We start from the raw sequence: 16677 nt of genomic DNA on the forward strand, positions 1-16677 counted from the left end.
CCTTTGCACGCAGATCGCGCGCAAGCGCGACCCGCAGGCCTCACATGAAGGCGTCGGGCTCGGCCGCTTTCTTGCGCGCGACATAGTCGGTGAGCGCCTCGGCGATGCCGGGATCGAGCGCGGGCGGCTGATAATCGCCCAGCATCTTCGCCACGCGCTTCTCGGCCAGCGCCATCGTATCGAGCCCGCCCTGCTCTTCCCAGGTCTCGAAGGGCCGGTAATCGAGCAGGTTCGTGCGCCAGAAGGCGTCCTTGAAATTGGCCTGGGTATGGGCGCAGCCGAGATAATGGCCGCCCGGACCAACCTCGCGGATCGCATCCATCGCCTGCCCGTTCTCGGTCACATCGACGCCCTGGGCGAGCCGGTGAAGAACGCCGAGCTGGTCGGCATCCATCACGTATTTCTCGTAGGAAGAGACGAGGCCCCCTTCGAGCCAGCCGCAAGCGTGGAGCATGAAGTTCACGCCCGCATAGAGCCCGTTATTGAGCGTGTTCGCACTCTCGTAGGCGGCTTGCGCGTCGGGCAGTTTCGAGCCGGTGAAGCCCCCTGCCGAGCGATAGGGCAGCCCGAGCCGCCGCGCGAGCTGGCCCGCGCCAAGTGTGATCAGCGAGGCTTCGGGCGTGCCGAAGGTGGGTGCGCCCGAATTCATGTCGATCGAGGTCACGAAGGCGCCGAAGATCACAGGCGCGCCGGGACGGATCAGCTGACTATAGGCCACGCCTGCCAGCACCTCGGCCAGAACCTGCGTGAGCGTGCCCGCGACCGAGACCGGCGCCATTGCGCCGCCCACGATGAAGGGCGAGATGATGCAGGCCTGATTGGCGCGCGCATAGACCTCCAGCGCCCCCATCATCGTCGCATCGAATGTCAGCGGCGAGTTGATGTTGATGAGCGAGGTCATCACCGTGTTCTGGTCGACGAAATCGGAGCCGAAGAGAATCTTCGACATCTCGACACTGTCGGCGGCGCGTGAGGGCTCGGTGACCGAGCCCATATAGGGCTTGTCTGACAGCGTCATATGCGCGTGGAGCATGTCGAGATGGCGCTTGTTCACCGGCACGTCGGTCGGTTCGCAAACGGTCCCGCCCGAATGGTGAAGCCATTTCGACATCTGACCGAGTTTCACGAAGTTGCGGAAATCGGTGATCGTGGCGTAGCGGCGTCCGCCATGGTTGTCGCGCACAAAGGGCGGGCCATAGACCGGGGCGAGCACGAGGTTGCGCCCGCCGATCTCGACATTGCGCTCGGGGTTGCGGGCCGCCTGGGTGAATTGCGAGGGCGCGGTGGCGCAGAGCTTGCGGGCAAGGCCGCGCGGGATGCGCACGCGCTCCCCCTCGATATCGGCGCCGGCCTCGCGCCAAAGGTCGAGGGCCGCCGGGTTCTCTACGAAATTGACGCCGATCTCCTCGAGCACGGTTTCCGCGTTATGCTCGATGATCTGGAGCGCTTCCTCGTTCAGGATCTCCATGTCGGGGATGTTGCGCGTGATGTAGCGCGCGAATTCCACCCGCACCGCCGTGCGCTCGGCCCTGCGGGCTGCCCCGCCACCACCACGGGCGCGACGGCCCACACGTTCTGCCTGTTCCGAATCGGCCATGACATCCTCCGCCCGTAATTCCGACCCCAAACTAACGGCGGGAGGGATGCACGATGTCTTGTTTGCGTCCGTCAGCGGTAGAGAAGCGACCGCCCGTCCGCAAAGAGATGCACCTTCGCCGGATCCGCACTGAGCGAGAGCTGCGAATGGCGGCGGTCGTGATGGATGCCCGGCAGCTTCGCGATCACCGGCGCGGCATCGCCCTCGGGCTGGAAATAGAGCAGCGTGACCTCCCCCAGAGCCTCGACGATATCGACATGACCGGTATAGATCGCCTCGCCTTCGGCGGGCACGAAATCCTCGGGACGCACGCCGATATTGACCTTCAGCCCCATATCCTCGGGGCGCGTGGGCACGGTGGATCTGGCGACACCGCCGCGCGCGAGCTTCACCGTGGTCACCTCGCCCGTCTCCACCACCTCGCCCGGCAGCAGGTTCATCGAGGGGCTGCCGATGAACTGCGCGACGAACTCGTTTTCGGGGCGTTCGTAGAGGTCAAGCGGCGTGCCGACCTGCGCGATCCCCTTGTTGGCGAGCACCACGATGCGGCTTGCGAGCGTCATCGCCTCGACCTGATCGTGGGTCACGTAGATCATCGTGCGGTCGGGCATCGCCTCTTTGAGCTGGGCGATCTCGATCCTTGTCGCCACACGCAGCGCCGCGTCGAGGTTCGAGAGCGGTTCGTCGAACAGGTAGACCTTGGGGTCGCGCACGATGGCGCGCCCGATCGCGACCCGCTGACGCTGTCCGCCCGAGAGCGCCTTGGGCAGACGATCCAGATAGGGTTCGAGCTGCAGCATCTTCGCGGCCTTCTCGACGGCGGCGTCGATCTCTTCCTTGCTCATCTTCGCGATCTTGAGCGCGAAGGCCATGTTGTCGCGCACGGTCATGTGCGGATAAAGCGCATAGGACTGGAACACCATCGCGATCCCGCGGTTCGCGGGGGGCACCTCGTTCATCCGCACCCCGTCGATCTCGAGCGTGCCGCCCGAGATCTTCTCGAGCCCCGCGATCATCCGCAAAAGCGTCGATTTCCCGCAGCCCGAAGGGCCGACGAAGACGATCAACTCGCCTGCCTTGATGTCGAGGTTGATGTCCTTGAGGACAGAGACCTCGCCATAGCTCTTCGCGATGTTTTCCAGTTTCAGATCGGCCATCTTCCCCCCTCAGGCCCCGTGATCGTCGAGGCGCAAAATGCTTGGCTGCCACGGGCCCAGATGCAGCGTGTGATCGGGCATCGGACGGATCGAGCCCAGCTCACCCGCGATCGTCACCCAGTTGCCCGGCGGCACGGTCGCATTCACCGGCTGGTCGGACAGGTTGAAATAGCAAAGGATCGTCTCGTCCTCGTTCTTGCGGGTGAAGACGAAGAGATCCCCCGAACAATACATGTCCTCCATCGCCCCCTTGCGCAGCACCTCGTGGTTGCGCCGGAACGCGATGGCGCGACGGTAGTGATGCAAAAGCGAGGCGGGGTCATGTTCGGCCACGTCGGCGGCGATGTTGTGATGAACCGAGGGCACCGGAAGCCAGGGCCGCGCCTGCGAGAAGCCGCCATATGCCGCGTCGCGCTCCCAGACCATCGGCGTCCGGCACCCGTCGCGGCCCTTGAACTCGGGCCAGAATTCGATGCCATAGGGGTCTTGCAGATCCTCGAAGGCCAGTTCGGCCTCGGGCAGGCCCAGCTCCTCGCCCTGATAGAGGCAGAGCGAGCCGCGCAGGCACATCATCAGCGTCGTATAAAGCCGCGCGGCCGCAGGTGTCAGGTGCCAGCGCGAGATATGGCGCTCGACATCGTGGTTCGAATAGGCCCAGCAAACCCAACCATCCTTCGCCACCTCATCGACCTTCTCGAACACCGCCTTGAAATAGCGTGCATCGAGCGGCGCGTGCCCGGACAGAAGCTCGAAGGCGTAGGACATCTGCATCTTGTCGCTGCCCGAAGTGTATTCGCCGAGGATCTCCAGCCCGCGTTGGCTGTCGCCCACCTCACCCACGGCGGCTGCGTTGTAATTGTTCATCAACGTGCGCAGCTTGCGCAGGAAACGCAGGTTCTCGGGGTTGTTCTTGTCGTAGATATGGCGCTGGTGATTGTAGGGGTTCACCTTGGGGGCGGTCTGGTCGTTGCGCTCCTCGGGCGGCAGCGGAGGATTGTCACGCAACTCCTTGTCGTGCATGTAAAAATTGATCGTGTCGAGGCGGAACCCATCGACGCCCCGCTCCAGCCAGAACTTCGCGACGTTCAACAGCTCCTGCTGTACTTCGGGGTTGTGGAAGTTCAGGTCGGGCTGCGAGACGAGGAAGTTGTGCATGTAATATTGCTCGCGCCGGCCATCCCAGTGCCAGCCCGGACCGCCGAAGATCGACAGCCAGTTGTTGGGCGGCGTGCCGTCGGGTTTGGGGTCGGCCCAGACATACCAGTCGGCCTTGGGGTTGTCGCGGCTCGACCGGCTCTCCTGGAACCACGGGTGCTGGTCCGAGGTATGCGACAGCACGAGGTCGATCATCACTTTCAGCCCCAGCGCATGGGCCGTCGCGATCACCTGGTCGAAATCGGCGAGATTGCCGAATAGCGGATCGACATCGCAGTAATCGGCCACGTCATAGCCGAAATCCTTCATCGGAGAGGTGAAGAACGGCGAGATCCAGACCGCATCCGCGCCCAGCGAGGCCACATGCGGCAGCCGCCGGACGATCCCCAGCAGATCGCCCACCCCATCATTGTTGCTGTCTTGGAAACTACGCGGATAGATCTGGTAGATCACCGCTCCGCGCCACCATTCTTCTGTCTTCGTGAGAGAATTCATCAACCACCTTTAACCGAACCCGCCAGCAGACCGCGGACGAGATATTTCTGCATTGCAAAGAAGACCCCGAGCGGAACCGCGATCGACACGAAGGCGGCGGCGGCCAGAATGCCCCAGTCCCCTCCGCGAGACCCCAGCAGGTCGTCGGCGATCTTCACTGTCATCACCTTGGTCTGATCGTTGGCCGGCAGGAACACCTTGGCGACAAGAAGATCGTTCCAGACCCACAGGAATTGGAAGATTGCAAAAGAAGCGAGCGCCGGGAATGACAAAGGCAGCACGATCTTCATGAAAATCTGGAAATCCGTGGCCCCGTCGACCTTTGCGCTCTCGATGATGTCGCGCGGCAGACCCACCATGTAATTGCGCAACAGATAGATCGCGAGCGGAAGGCCGAACCCGGTATGGGCCAGCCAGATGCCCACGAAACTCTGCCCGATCCCCACATCCTGATGGAGCCGCAAAAGCGGCACCAGCGCGAGTTGCAACGGCACCACCAGCAATCCAACGACCGCCGCGATCAAAAGCCCGCGCCCGGGAAATTCCATCCAGGCCAGCGCATAGGCCGCGAAGGCTGCAACGAGGATCGGGATGATCGTGGCCGGGATCGTCACCGTGAGCGTATTGAGAAAGGCCTGCCCCATCCCGTCCGAGAACAGAACCTGCCTGTAATTGGAAAGGGTGAAGGCCGGCGGCATGTCGGCCACGAAATAGACGCGCGGGCCGGAGCCCTCGAAGCTCGTGCTCGACGTCACCTCATAGGCGCCATCGGCGTTCACCGTCATCGTGCCCGCCTCGGTCTGCGCCGTCTCTCCCGCCTTGTAGGCGCCCGGCTTGATGCCCGAGGTCCCGAAGGCCACGATTTTCGCCCCCGGCTTCAGATCCCTTGCATTCTGGCCATCCGTCAGCAGGTTGCCGCTGAGAACGTAGGCCCCGTCCGCCTGTGTCTCGCCCTCGCCCGGGATCCGGTCGCGGAAGGCCTTTTCGACCGGGAAGGCCGACTCCCACCAGCCCGACTGGCTGATCTGATCGGTGGTGCGAAAGGAGCTCACCAGCAGACCCACCGTCGGGATCAGCCAGAGCACGACCATGAGAGCGACCGAGATATGAACCGCCCAGGTCAGGCGCGATTTCTGCCCCGCGATGGAAGCCATCAGCGCATCTCCTTTCGGGCCTGAATGATGTTCCAGATCATCACCGGCAGCACGATGATCATGATCACGAAGGCCACCGCCGTGGCCCGCCCGTCATCGCGGAACATGTAGCTCATCATGTAGCTCGGCAGGATCTGCGTGCCGAAATTCCCGCCCGTCGTCGCGTAGACGATATCGAAGACCTTCAGCACGAGAATGGTGATCGTCGTCCAGACAACCACGATCGTCGGCATGATCTGCGGCACCTTGATCTTGAAGAACAGCTGGAACGGGTTCGCCCCGTCCAGCACCGCCGCCTCGACCGTTTCCTCGGGAATGCCGCGCAACGCCGCCGAGAGGATCACCATCGCAAACCCGGTCTGGATCCAGATCAGGATCACCATCAGGAAGAAGTTGTTCCAAAACGGGATCTGCAAGGGATCGAGCGGCTGGAGGTGGAAGGCGTCACGGATCGCGTTGATCAAACCGATCTGAGGATTGTTCGCATAGACGAATTTCCAGATCAGCGAAGCGCCCACGAAGGAAATCGCCATCGGCATGAAAATCAGCGATTTCGCGATATTGCCCCATTTGATCCGGTCGGTGAGCTGGGCCGCCATCAGCCCGAAGAAGGTGGCGAGCGCCGGCACCACCAGCACCCACAGGAAGTTGTTGAAGACCGCCTGCCGGAACGTGTCATCAGCGGCGAGCTTCTGGTAATTGCCCAGCCCGATGAACTCCGTCCCGTTGCGATTGAAGAGCGAGCGCCAGAACGAGCCGACCACCGGATAGGCGAGATAGAGCCCCAGCGCCGCGATCGCGGGAAACAGGAACAACCAGGGGCGCACCATATTCGCACGGTTGATGTTGCGGCCCGGATCGGCTCCGCGCGGCGGGAAGATGACTTTGTCGAGCACGAGGTTGGAGGCGTAGAAATAGGCGATGCAGCCGCCAACCCCGAGCGCGATCGTGATGATCCCTTGCAAGATCGGTGACATCTGGCCCCTCCCCGAACCGTTTACGCAAGAGCGCGCCCCCGGGACATGGCGTCCGGGGGCGCGACCTGTCTTACTTCTCGATGCTGTCCCAGCGCTTCTGGACCGCGTCGGCCGCTTCCTGCGCGGTCTCGTCGCCGGTGGTGTAGGCCACCATAGCCTTCCAGAACGCATCCGTTCCGATCTCGCCCGGCATCTGGTCGGAACCGTCGAAGCGGAAGGTGGTCGCATCCAGCAGGATCTTGTTCATGTTACGCTGAACGTCATTGGCGAAGGCCGCGAGGTTGACGTTCTTGTTCGGCGTAAGGAAGCCCGACTGCGCCATCCAGATCTCGGATGCGATCGGGGTCTCGAGGAACTTGATGAAGGCCTCTGCGGCCTTGCTGTCCTTGGTGATGCCGAACATCGTGCCCGCGCCGAGCACCGGCTTGCCGAGATCCTTGCCCTCGTAGGCCGGGAAATAGAAGAAATTCACGTCCGAGCCCACCTTGGTGCCTTCGGGGAAGAAGGTCGGGATGAAGCTCGCCTGCTTGTGCATGTAGCATTTCGGCGGAAAGTCGAAGAGCCCCTTCGGACTGTCGCGGAAATCGGTCGTGGCCACCGCCTGCTCGCCCCCTTCGGCGAAACCCGGGGTCTTGGCGAACCAGCCGTAGTCCTTGATCGCGTCGACGACTTTGGGATCGTTGAACTTAAGCGCGTTCGAGACCCAGTCGTCATAGGTCTGGGGCGACTGGGTGCGCAGCATGATATCTTCGACCCAGTCGGTCGCGGGCCAGCCGGTCGCCGCCCCCGAGCCAAGCCCGATGCACCAGGGCGTGCCGCCATCGGCCTTGATCTGCTCGGTCAGCGCCTTGAGCTCCTCCATGGTCTCGGGAACCTTGTAGCCCGCTTCCTTGAAGTTCTCGGGCACATACCAGACCAGCGACTTCAGGTCCGCCTTGAAGGGGAAGGTGAAGGTCTGTTTCATGCCATCCTTGCCGGCATAGGTCGAGAGATCCTCCCAGCTCTGACCCGCGGCGTAATTGTCCTTGATCCAGGCGCCCGTGCCTTCGGGCATCGGGGTCAGGTAGCCCTGCTTGGCCAGATCGGAGGCGAGACCGGGCTGCGGGAAGACCGCGATATTCGGGGGCGTGCCGCCTTTTGCCGCGATCACGATATCCTGCTCGAAGCTTTCCGAGCCCGAATAGTCGACCTTCGCGCCGGTCGCGGCCTCGAAATAGGCCAGAACGCTTTCGAACAGCTTCTTGTCGCCACCCGTCCACGGACCCGTGATGGTGAGCGTCTTGCCGCTCAGGTCATTGTCCTTGGCGAATTGATCATAACTGGCCCAGTCGAAGCGATCGGGCTCGCTCCCCGGTTTGAACGTGAGCTCCTGCGCCGAGGCGAGCCCCGCCGACAGCGCCAGCGCCGCGATGCCAAGCATCAGATGTTTGGTCATGAATTCCTCCCGGTATATGGCGCTTCGGACCGACACGACTCACCATGCCCAAAGCGCTTTGGACTTGAGTGACCGTCTCAGAGCACTCACCGGATGTCAATTGTCGCGCCTCGCGCGCAAATCAATTTCCCTTTATTTCCATAATCTTTTTCGAGACATCGTCGCCGCAACGCAGCATCCTCGTTGCCGCGCATGCAGCATTGACGGGCAAAATCCGCGCGACTAACCTCGCCTCTGATCCAAAGCGGTTTGGGGCGATGAATCTCAAGACACTGGCACAAGAACTCGGGTTGTCGCCCACGACGGTGAGTCGCGCACTCAACGGCTATCCGGAAGTCTCCGAGGCCACCCGGATGCGCGTCATGAAGGCCGCCGAAGCCGCGAATTACCGCCCCAACACCCAGGCGAAACGGCTCGCCACCGGCCGCGCAATGGCGATCGGCCACATCATCCCGATCTCGACCCGCCACGAGATCGTGAACCCGGTCTTTGCCGACTTCATCGCGGGCGCAGGCGAGGTCTATGCGCGGCGCGGCTATGACATGGTGATCACAATCGTGCCCGACGATCAGGAAGCGCGCGCCTATGCCGAACTGCGCTCGAAAGGGAATGTCGACGGGGTGCTCGTCCACGCGCCGAAGGTCGAGGATCATCGCATCGCCATGCTCGACCATCTCGGGATGCCCTTCGTGCTGCACGGGCGGGTCAGCGGGATCGAAAGCTCTTACAGCTGGGTCGATGTGAACAATGTTCGCGCCTTCACCCGCGCTACCGATTTCCTGCTCGATCTCGGGCATCGCCGGATCGCGCTGATCAACGGGATCGGCAACATGGATTTTGCCCGCAGACGGCGGCGCGGCTATGAACAGGCCCTGATGGCACGGGGGATCGCGCCCGATCCGGCGCTCATCACCGAGGGCGAGATGACCGAGGCACAGGGCCACGATGCGGCCCGCGCGATGCTGCAATTGTCGAACCCGCCCACGGCTTTCCTCACCGCCTCGCTGCTTTCGGCGATGGGCGCGCGGCGCGGAATCGAGGAGGCGGGCCTCAAGATGGGGCGCGACATCTCTATCCTGACCCATGACGACGAGCTGGGCTATCTCAGGAACGGCACCGCCGAAGAGCCGATCTTCACCGCCACCCGCTCCTCCGTACGCGAGGCGGGGCGGCGCTGCGCGGCGCTTCTCATCGACCAGATCGAGAGCGGCGACCGCACGCCCCGTCACGAACTGATGGAGGCGGTTCTGGTGCTCGGGCAATCCACGGGCCCTGCCCCCACACGCTGAAAAACAGGATGAAGATGCTTCCGAAACGCACTGACTTTCCGAATGATTTCCTCTTCGGCACGGCAACCTCCGCCTATCAGATCGAAGGTCATGCCTTTGGCGGTGCGGGCCCCTCGCACTGGGACACCTTCGCGGCCACGCCGGGCAATGTCGTGCGCGCCGAAAACGGTGCGACGGCTTGCGATCACTATCATCGGTGGGAAGAAGATCTCGACCTGATCGCGGCGGCCGGGTTCGATTGCTATCGCTTCTCGACCTCCTGGGCGCGGGTCATGCCCGAGGGGCGCGGGGCGGTGAACGCGGAGGGCCTCGATTTCTACGACCGGCTCGTTGACGGGATGCTGGAGCGCGGGCTCAAACCCGCCCTCACCCTCTATCACTGGGAACTGCCCGCAGCGCTTTCCGACAAGGGCGGCTGGCGCAATCGCGATATCGCCTTCTGGTTTGCCGATTTCGCGCAGGTCATCGCGGACCGGCTCGGCGACCGGATCTGGTCGGCCGCCCCGATCAACGAGCCCTGGTGCGTCAGCTGGCTGAGCCATTTCGAGGGCCATCACGCGCCCGGCCTGCGCGACATCCGCGCGACCGCCCATGCGATGCATCATGTGCTGCTCGCGCATGGGCAGGCGATCCGGGTGATGCGCGATCACGGCATGAAGAACCTCGGCGCAGTGTGCAATTTCGAGGCCTCCCTTCCAGCCGATGACAGCCCCGAGGCGCAAGCCGCCACCGCCCGCCACGACGCCTATTACAACCGCTTCTTCGTCGAGGGGATGTTCAAGCGCCGCTATCCCGAAGAGGTCATGGTCGCCTTCGCCCCCCACATGCCCGCCAATTGGGAGGATGATTTCGCGGTGATCGGCGAGCGGCTCGACTGGTTCGGCCTCAATTACTACACCTGCAAGCGCATCGCGCCCGCAGAGGATCCCTGGCCCGCGCTGCGCGAGATCGAGGGTCCGCTGCCCAAGACCGCGATGGGCTGGGAGGTCTATCCCGAAGGCCTCCATCACTTCCTCACCCGCCTCGCGCGAGACTATACCGGCGATCTGCCGCTCTACGTGACCGAGAACGGCATGGCCTCGCCCGATGTGATCGCAGGCGGCAAGGTCGAGGATCCGCAGCGCATCGCCTACTACCGCGACCACCTCGCGGCGATGCGGCGGGCGATGGCCGAGGGCGTGCCGGTGAAGGGTTATTTCTGCTGGTCGCTGATGGACAATTACGAATGGGCGCTGGGTTACGAGAAACGCTTCGGCCTCGTGCATGTCGATTTCGAAACCTTGCAGCGCACCCCGAAAGCGTCCTATTTGGCATGGCAGGACGCATTGGGGAGCCGCTGATGAGCGAACAGATCACGTTGCTGGCCGATATCGGCGGCACCAATACACGTGTCGCCATGGCCCGCGACGGCGTGCTTTGCCCCGAGACGATCCGCCGATATGCCAACAAGGGGCGAGCATCTCTCGAGGCGATCCTCGCCGATTACCTGCAAGAGGAAGACTGCGATCAGCCGCTGGCGGGCGCCTGTGTCGCCGCTGCAGGCCCGGTGCGAGACAATCGCGCCGAGATGACGAACCTCTCCTGGGTGATCGAGGCCGAAAATATCGCGGCACTCACACGGGCCGGTCAGGTTTTCGTGCTCAACGACCTTCAGGCGCAGGGTCATGCGCTGGGGTATCTCGCCCCCGGGGCGATCCTCCCGATCCTGCCCGGCGAACCCGCGCGCGAGGGCTCGGCCCGGCTCGTCGTCGGTATCGGGACCGGGTTCAACGCAGCGCCCGTGCATGAGGGCCCCGGTGGCCGCGTCGTGCCGCCCTCGGAAGCGGGTCACACCACGATGCCCTGCACCACGGAGGCCGATTTCGCCCTCAAGACCTATCTCGAGGCGAAACACGCCTTCGCCAGCGTCGAACACGTCGTCGCGGGGCGCGGGTTGGAGCGGATCTATGCCTACCTCAAGGGCGAGGAGGACGCGACCACGCCCGGCGAGCAGATCCTGTCTCTGATCGAGGCGGGGGACGAAACCGCCGTCGCCGCGGGCCGCACCTTCGTGCAGATGCTGGGTAAAGTGGTGGGGGATCTGGCGCTGACCCACCTGCCCTTTGGCGGGATCTACCTGATCGGCGGCGCCGCGCGCGGGGTGGTGCCGTGGCTCGAGCCCTTCGGTTTCGCCCAGGCTATGCAGGCCAAGGGCCGCTTCTCCGAGTTCCTGCGGGCCTTCCCGGTCTCGGTGATCGAGGATGACTATGCCGCGCTTCACGGCTGCGCCGCCTTCCTCAAGGCGCGGCTGTCGCAATAAGCCCGCCCGCGTCAAACCTATTTTAACGGCTCGGCTCTAAGCCTCTTTCTCGACAGTTGTTGAAAAGAGGTTTGCGATGCGTCCGTACCCCCTCCCGCAGCGGGCGGCCCGTGCATGACGGTGCTCGCCCTGCCCGACCGTATCGATCTCGGCGCGGTCTCCGCATTGCATGCGGCGCTCGACCCCGTGACTATCGGGCCGACCGTGATCGACGCCTCGACGGTCAGCCATCTCGGCGCGCTCGGGGTGCAGTTGCTTGTCTCGGCCGCGCTGAGCGCACGCGCCTGCGGTCACAGCCTGACGATCACCCCCCGCTCCGACGCTTTCGACGAGGCGCTGGCCCGCTTCGGCATTTCTATCGACGATCTGCAAAATACGGAGGCTGCATGAGCCTGAAAGTTCTCGCGGTAGATGACAGCCGCACGATCCGCGACATGCTCAGGCTGACCCTCGCCGATGCGGGGATCGAACTCTACCTTGCCGAGGATGGGGTGCACGGCCTCGAGGTTCTCGGCGGGATCGACCCCGATGCGATCATCTCAGACATCAACATGCCACGCCTCGACGGGTTCGGATTCATCGAGGCGGTTCGGGGGCAGGATCGGCATCGGGCGACACCGATCCTCGTGCTGACCACGGAATCCGCGCCCGAACTCAAGGCCCGTGCCCGCGCCGCCGGGGCCACCGGCTGGATCGTCAAACCCTTCGATCCGGTCAAGCTGGTCAAGGCGCTCAACATGGTCGCTGGCTGAGGAGAGCGAGATGCCCAACGACCCGATGGCCGAAATCAAGGCCTCCTTCTTCATCGAATGCGATGAGCTGCTCGAAAGCCTGCAAGATGCGCTGACCGAGATCGAAGAGGGTGCGCATGACGGCGAGACGATCAATATCGTCTTTCGCGCGGTCCATTCGATCAAGGGCGGCGCCGGGGCGTTCGGGCTCGAAGCGCTGGTGGCGTTCGCCCATCGCTACGAAACGGTGATGGACGAGGTCCGCTCGGGCCGGCTCGAGGTCAGTGCCGAGGCGGTGAAGCTTTTCTTTCAGGCGGCCGACCTGCTGGCTGACGAGGTTCACGCCGCACGCGACAGCCAACCCGAACCCGAGGGCGCCGAAGCCTGCCTCAAGGCGCTCGAGGCACTTCTGGGCGCGGACCGTTTGGCCGAGGCCGAGACCGATGACGCCCCCCCTGATTTCCAACCGATGGGTCTCTCTCTCGATCTTGCCGCCGATTTCGACATTGGCCAGACCCCGCCGGATGCCCATGTCCTGCACTTCAAACCCCATGCCGATCTCTACGCCTCGGGAAACGAACCGCTCTATCTCCTGCGCGCGCTGGCCGACCTTGGTCCGCTCGAGACCGAGGTCGATTTCTCCGCGATCCCGCCGCTCGACGCGATCGACCCCGAAGCGGCCTACCTCTCTTGGACCCTGCGCCTCGACCGCACGCTCGACGAGGCCGCAATTCGCGATGTGTTCGATTTCGTCGAGGATGTCTGCGATCTCGAATTTGGCTCGCGGGAAAACCCGCTCGATAGCTTCGGTGACGTGACTTCGCTGCTTCAATTCGACGCCAGCACGTCTGGAAACGACGAAAACGCTCCGGCCAGTTTCGGAGCCCCGCTCGCCGCCCCACCTCCCGAGCCCACACCTGCTCCGGGCCCGCCCTCTCCTCCGTCCCGCGCGGGAGAAGCGAACGAGCCGGATCGCGCGGGGATGTCTCCGATGACACCGCCAACGCCCGCGACAGGAACGCCTGCGGCAGACCCCGGCGCGACGGTTCGCGTCGACCTCGAACGGATCGATCGCCTCGTCAATCTCGTGGGCGAGCTGGTGATCAACCAGGCCATGCTCGCCCAATCGGTGACAGAGGCCGGACTGCCGCCCAACTCGCCGGTCATGACCGGGCTCGAGGCCTTCATGATGCTCACCCGCGACATTCAGGACAGCGTGATGATGATCCGCGCGCAGCCTGTCAAACCGCTCTTTCAGCGCATGGCCCGGATCGTGCGCGAATCCTCCTCGGCAATCGGCAAGGAGGTCAAGCTACGCACCGAGGGCGAGGCGACAGAGGTCGACAAGACCGTCATCGAACGCCTCGCCGACCCGTTGACCCACATGATCCGCAACGCCGTCGATCATGGGCTGGAGACCACCGAAACCCGCGTCGCGGCCGGAAAACCGCGCGAGGGTGTGATTACGCTTTGCGCGCAACATCGCTCTGGCCGCGTCGTGATCGAAGTGACGGACGACGGAGGCGGTATCAATCGCAAGAAGGTCTTTGCCAAAGCGGTCGAGAAAGGCCTCGTGCCCGCAGACTCCCACCTGAGCGACAGCGAGATCGACAATCTTCTCTTCCTGCCCGGGTTCTCCACCGCCGATCAGGTTTCCGCATTGTCAGGGCGCGGCGTCGGGATGGATGTCGTCAAGAGCTCGATCCAGGCGCTTGGAGGACGGATCGCGATCACCTCCGAACCCGGCAAGGGCACATGTTTCTCGATTTCGCTGCCGCTGACGTTGGCCGTTCTCGACGGTATGGTCGTCAACGTCGCCAATGAGACGCTCGTCGTGCCTCTTTCCTCGATTCTCGAGACAGCGACTCTGACACGCGAAGACATCCGCGTGCTCGGGCCGGAAACCCATGTCATCCACCTCCGGGGCGCCTTCGTGCCGCTCTATGATCTGGGGGCCGAACTCGGCTATCGCGCTCCCAAGTCGAATTACGAAGGCGGGATCGTGCTGCTCACCGCCCAGGAAAACGGAGAACGATCGGCCCTCGTCGTCGACGCGATCCTTGAACAGCGCCAGGTCGTGATCAAGGGGCTGCAACAGTCCTACGGCCACATCCCCGGCGTCGCCGCCGCCACAATTCTCGGCGACGGTCAGATCGCGCTGATCCTCGACCCCGCCGACCTCGTCGATAATGCTTCGGGCCGCACAGGCAGCCGCGACCTCACGCTCGCAGGATGAACCATGACAGAACCAACCAACACCCAGACAAACTCCAACGAAGTCGAACTTCTTTCCTTTCGCCTGGGCGACGAGGAATACAGCGTCGACATCATGTCCGTCCGAGAAATCCGTGGCTGGACACGCGCGACACCCCTGCCCCACGCGCCAGCCTATGTGCGCGGCGTGATCAACCTGCGCGGCACCGTGCTGCCGGTCGTGGATCTCTCGGTCCGTCTCGGCATGAGACCCGTCGCCGGCGACGCCCGCAACGTGATCGTCGTGGTCCAGATCGGCACTCAGACAGCCGGCCTTCTCGTTGATGCTGTCTCCGACATCCTGGCCCTTCCGCGCAGTGCGTTGCAGCCACCCCCGGATCTCGCGGCGGACACGGCACAACGCTGCATTTCGGCACTCACGATCGTTGAAGGCCGTATGATCCGCGTCCTCGACCTGACGGCGGTTCTTCCCCAAGACGATGCCGAGGCCGCATGAGCACGACCGAGCAACTCACACCAAACCAACTTTCGCCTGCCCCGCACGAGCTCGAGGCGATCGCACGCATTCTCCACGACGCGACCGGCATCGTCATCACCCAGGGCAAGAGCTCGATGGTTCAAAGCCGCCTCAGCAAGCGTCTTCGCGAACTCGGGATGAGCGATTACGCGACCTACATCGCCCATGTGACCTCCGAAAGCGGTGTCGAGGAACGACGCGCGATGATTTCGGCGCTCACCACCAACGTCACGCGTTTCTTTCGCGAAAACCATCATTTCGAGACGCTGAGCACCGCCGCTTTGCCGCCCCTGATCGCGCGGGCGCGCGCAGGCGAACGTATCAGGCTCTGGTCGGCGGGCTCATCAAATGGCCAAGAGGCCTATTCGATTGCCATGATGATCGCCGAGGCGGCTCCGGATTACGCAAAACTCGACCTGCGCATCCTCGCCAGCGACATCGATCCGCACATGATCGCGGCGGGCCAAGCCGGTCTCTATGACAGTTCGGCCCTCGCGAGCGTTCCGACCGACATGCAACGCAAGTATTTCTCCCGCAAAGGTGAAAAAGTTCAGATCGCCACGCCGCTCCGGGAACTTATCAGCTTCCGCGAACTCAACTTGCATGAGCAATGGCCGATGCGCGGACGCTTCGACATCATTTTCTGCCGAAACGTCGTGATCTATTTCGACCCTGATGCCCAGGCGAGGCTGTGGCAACGGTTCGAGGCACAGCTCGCGCCCGAGGGTTGGCTCTTTGTGGGTCATTCCGAGCGTATCGCAGATCTAAGCCAGTCCAATCTCGTGACCGCAGGCGTGACGACCTATCGCCTTCGTGCAGAAACGACCACCAGGGAAACTCGCAAATGGCATTGAGAGACCAACTGCGCATCCTCGTCGTCGACGACATGTCGACCAGTCGCGGCCTGATCATGCAGGCACTCGATGCGATGGGCATTCGCCAGGTCGGCTATGCGGTCGATGGCCCGGGCGCGCTTGAAGTCCTCGGCAAAACGCCGATCCATCTCGTGATATCGGATTACAACATGCCGGGAATGGACGGGCTCCAGCTCCTGCGGGCAATGCGCACCAATGCGCGCACGAAAGGCCTCGGGTTCATCTTGATTACCGGTCGCGCCGATCGCGACGTCATCGAAACCGGCAAGCGCTTGGGGATGAACAACTTCATTAAAAAACCATTCGAGCCGCAAGAGCTGAAGGCGTGCATCGAAGCCGTGGTAGGTCGACTGTGAGCGTGGATACGCCGCGATCTTACACGCAACCCGAGAGTCGTCTCGAAGCGGCCGAACTCCTGCGCCGTATCGGTCTCGAACTCGAAGCTCTCGCGCGGCTTTCCCTCAGGATCGAGCGAAGCTTGTCGGAAATTGAACTTCCCGAACATCTTCCGGTCGGCATTGTCAGGGAGCTTCAAGGGATTGATCGGATCAGCCAATCGCTCAGCGAGTTCGCCATCCTTTTGTGCACCGTGAGCGCGGAAACTCCGTCAGAGGCCACATTTTCTCGCTCTGAACTATTTTCGCGACTTCGGCTCAAGGAGCTCATCAACAATCTCGACCCTGCCCATTGCGACGCGCTCGCAAAACGTGACAGCGATGGTGAAATCCAATGGCTTTAGCTGCCGCGGCGCACCATTGTACAATGGGTCTCTTCGTTTCATC

The 16677-nt window shown here is 63.2% G+C and carries 16 protein-coding genes; 10 read left to right on the forward strand and 6 right to left on the reverse strand.

Features of this window, described 5'->3' with window-relative positions; translation table 11 throughout:
• Nucleotides 1-40 precede the first annotated feature (40 nt).
• The 6 genes from BMG00_RS01060 to BMG00_RS01085 all read right to left on the reverse strand — a co-directional run bounded on the left by BMG00_RS01060 (nucleotide 41) and on the right by BMG00_RS01085 (nucleotide 7970).
• Nucleotides 41-1597, reverse strand: a complete 1557-nt coding sequence (locus tag BMG00_RS01060; protein WP_078573130.1) for a trimethylamine methyltransferase family protein — start codon at nucleotides 1595-1597, stop codon at nucleotides 41-43.
• 71 nt (nucleotides 1598-1668) lie between these two features.
• Nucleotides 1669-2754 carry an ABC transporter ATP-binding protein gene (locus BMG00_RS01065; RefSeq protein ID WP_078573131.1) on the reverse strand — a complete coding sequence of 362 codons (1086 nt, stop codon included), beginning with the start codon at nucleotides 2752-2754 and terminating at the stop codon, nucleotides 1669-1671.
• 9 nt (nucleotides 2755-2763) lie between these two features.
• Entirely contained in the window at nucleotides 2764-4404 is a 1641-nt protein-coding gene (locus BMG00_RS01070; RefSeq protein WP_078527753.1) for an alpha-glucosidase, read from the reverse strand.
• Complete coding sequence (locus tag BMG00_RS01075; RefSeq protein WP_078573132.1) at nucleotides 4404-5558, reverse strand: carbohydrate ABC transporter permease; 1155 nt, start codon at nucleotides 5556-5558, stop codon at nucleotides 4404-4406. The genes BMG00_RS01070 and BMG00_RS01075 overlap by 1 nt, the downstream gene beginning before the upstream one ends.
• Entirely contained in the window at nucleotides 5558-6535 is a 978-nt protein-coding gene (locus BMG00_RS01080; protein WP_078527758.1) for a carbohydrate ABC transporter permease, read from the reverse strand. The genes BMG00_RS01075 and BMG00_RS01080 overlap by 1 nt, the downstream gene beginning before the upstream one ends.
• Before the next feature lie 70 nt (nucleotides 6536-6605).
• Nucleotides 6606-7970, reverse strand: coding sequence for an ABC transporter substrate-binding protein (locus tag BMG00_RS01085; RefSeq protein ID WP_078573133.1), 1365 nt, complete (start codon nucleotides 7968-7970; stop codon nucleotides 6606-6608).
• Nucleotides 7971-8227: 257 nt separating this feature from the next.
• On the opposite strand from BMG00_RS01085, the gene BMG00_RS01090 reads away from it, so the two are divergent.
• From BMG00_RS01090 to BMG00_RS01135, 10 genes are all read left to right on the forward strand, one after another.
• Nucleotides 8228-9259: a LacI family DNA-binding transcriptional regulator gene (locus BMG00_RS01090; protein WP_078573134.1), complete on the forward strand. Its 1032-nt coding sequence runs from the start codon at nucleotides 8228-8230 to the stop codon at nucleotides 9257-9259.
• A gap of 14 nt (nucleotides 9260-9273) precedes the next feature.
• The gene (locus tag BMG00_RS01095) at nucleotides 9274-10599 is read left to right on the forward strand and encodes a GH1 family beta-glucosidase (protein WP_078574216.1); all 1326 of its coding nucleotides are present in this window, start codon (nucleotides 9274-9276) and stop codon (nucleotides 10597-10599) included.
• Nucleotides 10599-11558, forward strand: a complete 960-nt coding sequence (locus tag BMG00_RS01100; protein WP_078573135.1) for a glucokinase — start codon at nucleotides 10599-10601, stop codon at nucleotides 11556-11558. The genes BMG00_RS01095 and BMG00_RS01100 overlap by 1 nt, the downstream gene beginning before the upstream one ends.
• A gap of 114 nt (nucleotides 11559-11672) precedes the next feature.
• Nucleotides 11673-11948 carry an STAS domain-containing protein gene (locus tag BMG00_RS01105; RefSeq protein ID WP_078573136.1) on the forward strand — a complete coding sequence of 92 codons (276 nt, stop codon included), beginning with the start codon at nucleotides 11673-11675 and terminating at the stop codon, nucleotides 11946-11948.
• Nucleotides 11945-12310, forward strand: coding sequence for a response regulator (locus BMG00_RS01110; protein ID WP_078527770.1), 366 nt, complete (start codon nucleotides 11945-11947; stop codon nucleotides 12308-12310). The genes BMG00_RS01105 and BMG00_RS01110 overlap by 4 nt, the downstream gene beginning before the upstream one ends.
• A 10-nt stretch (nucleotides 12311-12320) precedes the next feature.
• On the forward strand, nucleotides 12321-14525 hold the full coding sequence (locus BMG00_RS01115; RefSeq protein ID WP_078573137.1) for a chemotaxis protein CheA: 2205 nt from the start codon (nucleotides 12321-12323) through the stop codon (nucleotides 14523-14525).
• Between the two features lie 3 nt (nucleotides 14526-14528).
• Nucleotides 14529-14999: a chemotaxis protein CheW gene (locus tag BMG00_RS01120; protein ID WP_078527774.1), complete on the forward strand. Its 471-nt coding sequence runs from the start codon at nucleotides 14529-14531 to the stop codon at nucleotides 14997-14999.
• Entirely contained in the window at nucleotides 14996-15874 is an 879-nt protein-coding gene (locus BMG00_RS01125; RefSeq protein WP_078573138.1) for a CheR family methyltransferase, read from the forward strand. Before BMG00_RS01120 ends, BMG00_RS01125 begins: the two co-directional genes overlap by 4 nt.
• The gene (locus BMG00_RS01130; protein ID WP_078573139.1) at nucleotides 15865-16251 is read left to right on the forward strand and encodes a response regulator; all 387 of its coding nucleotides are present in this window, start codon (nucleotides 15865-15867) and stop codon (nucleotides 16249-16251) included. Before BMG00_RS01125 ends, BMG00_RS01130 begins: the two co-directional genes overlap by 10 nt.
• Nucleotides 16248-16634: a hypothetical protein gene (locus BMG00_RS01135; protein WP_078573140.1), complete on the forward strand. Its 387-nt coding sequence runs from the start codon at nucleotides 16248-16250 to the stop codon at nucleotides 16632-16634. Before BMG00_RS01130 ends, BMG00_RS01135 begins: the two co-directional genes overlap by 4 nt.
• Nucleotides 16635-16677: the final 43 nt, after the last annotated feature.

The organism is Thioclava marina (genome assembly GCF_002020135.1).
In the GTDB taxonomy this organism is placed as follows: Bacteria; Pseudomonadota; Alphaproteobacteria; order Rhodobacterales; family Rhodobacteraceae; genus Thioclava; species Thioclava marina.

Bases quoted from the DNA above. Each gene is read 5' to 3' on its own strand.
- BMG00_RS01060 (WP_078573130.1), bottom strand. From the start codon at position 1,597: ATGGCCGATTCGGAACAGGCAGAACGTGTGGGCCGTCGCGCCCGTGGT.
- BMG00_RS01065 (WP_078573131.1), bottom strand. From the start codon at position 2,754: ATGGCCGATCTGAAACTGGAAAACATCGCGAAGAGCTATGGCGAGGTC.
- BMG00_RS01070 (WP_078527753.1), bottom strand. From the start codon at position 4,404: ATGAATTCTCTCACGAAGACAGAAGAATGGTGGCGCGGAGCGGTGATC.
- BMG00_RS01075 (WP_078573132.1), bottom strand. From the start codon at position 5,558: ATGGCTTCCATCGCGGGGCAGAAATCGCGCCTGACCTGGGCGGTTCAT.
- BMG00_RS01080 (WP_078527758.1), bottom strand. From the start codon at position 6,535: ATGTCACCGATCTTGCAAGGGATCATCACGATCGCGCTCGGGGTTGGC.
- BMG00_RS01085 (WP_078573133.1), bottom strand. From the start codon at position 7,970: ATGACCAAACATCTGATGCTTGGCATCGCGGCGCTGGCGCTGTCGGCG.
- BMG00_RS01090 (WP_078573134.1), top strand. From the start codon at position 8,228: ATGAATCTCAAGACACTGGCACAAGAACTCGGGTTGTCGCCCACGACG.
- BMG00_RS01095 (WP_078574216.1), top strand. From the start codon at position 9,274: ATGCTTCCGAAACGCACTGACTTTCCGAATGATTTCCTCTTCGGCACG.
- BMG00_RS01100 (WP_078573135.1), top strand. From the start codon at position 10,599: ATGAGCGAACAGATCACGTTGCTGGCCGATATCGGCGGCACCAATACA.
- BMG00_RS01105 (WP_078573136.1), top strand. From the start codon at position 11,673: ATGACGGTGCTCGCCCTGCCCGACCGTATCGATCTCGGCGCGGTCTCC.
- BMG00_RS01110 (WP_078527770.1), top strand. From the start codon at position 11,945: ATGAGCCTGAAAGTTCTCGCGGTAGATGACAGCCGCACGATCCGCGAC.
- BMG00_RS01115 (WP_078573137.1), top strand. From the start codon at position 12,321: ATGCCCAACGACCCGATGGCCGAAATCAAGGCCTCCTTCTTCATCGAA.
- BMG00_RS01120 (WP_078527774.1), top strand. From the start codon at position 14,529: ATGACAGAACCAACCAACACCCAGACAAACTCCAACGAAGTCGAACTT.
- BMG00_RS01125 (WP_078573138.1), top strand. From the start codon at position 14,996: ATGAGCACGACCGAGCAACTCACACCAAACCAACTTTCGCCTGCCCCG.
- BMG00_RS01130 (WP_078573139.1), top strand. From the start codon at position 15,865: ATGGCATTGAGAGACCAACTGCGCATCCTCGTCGTCGACGACATGTCG.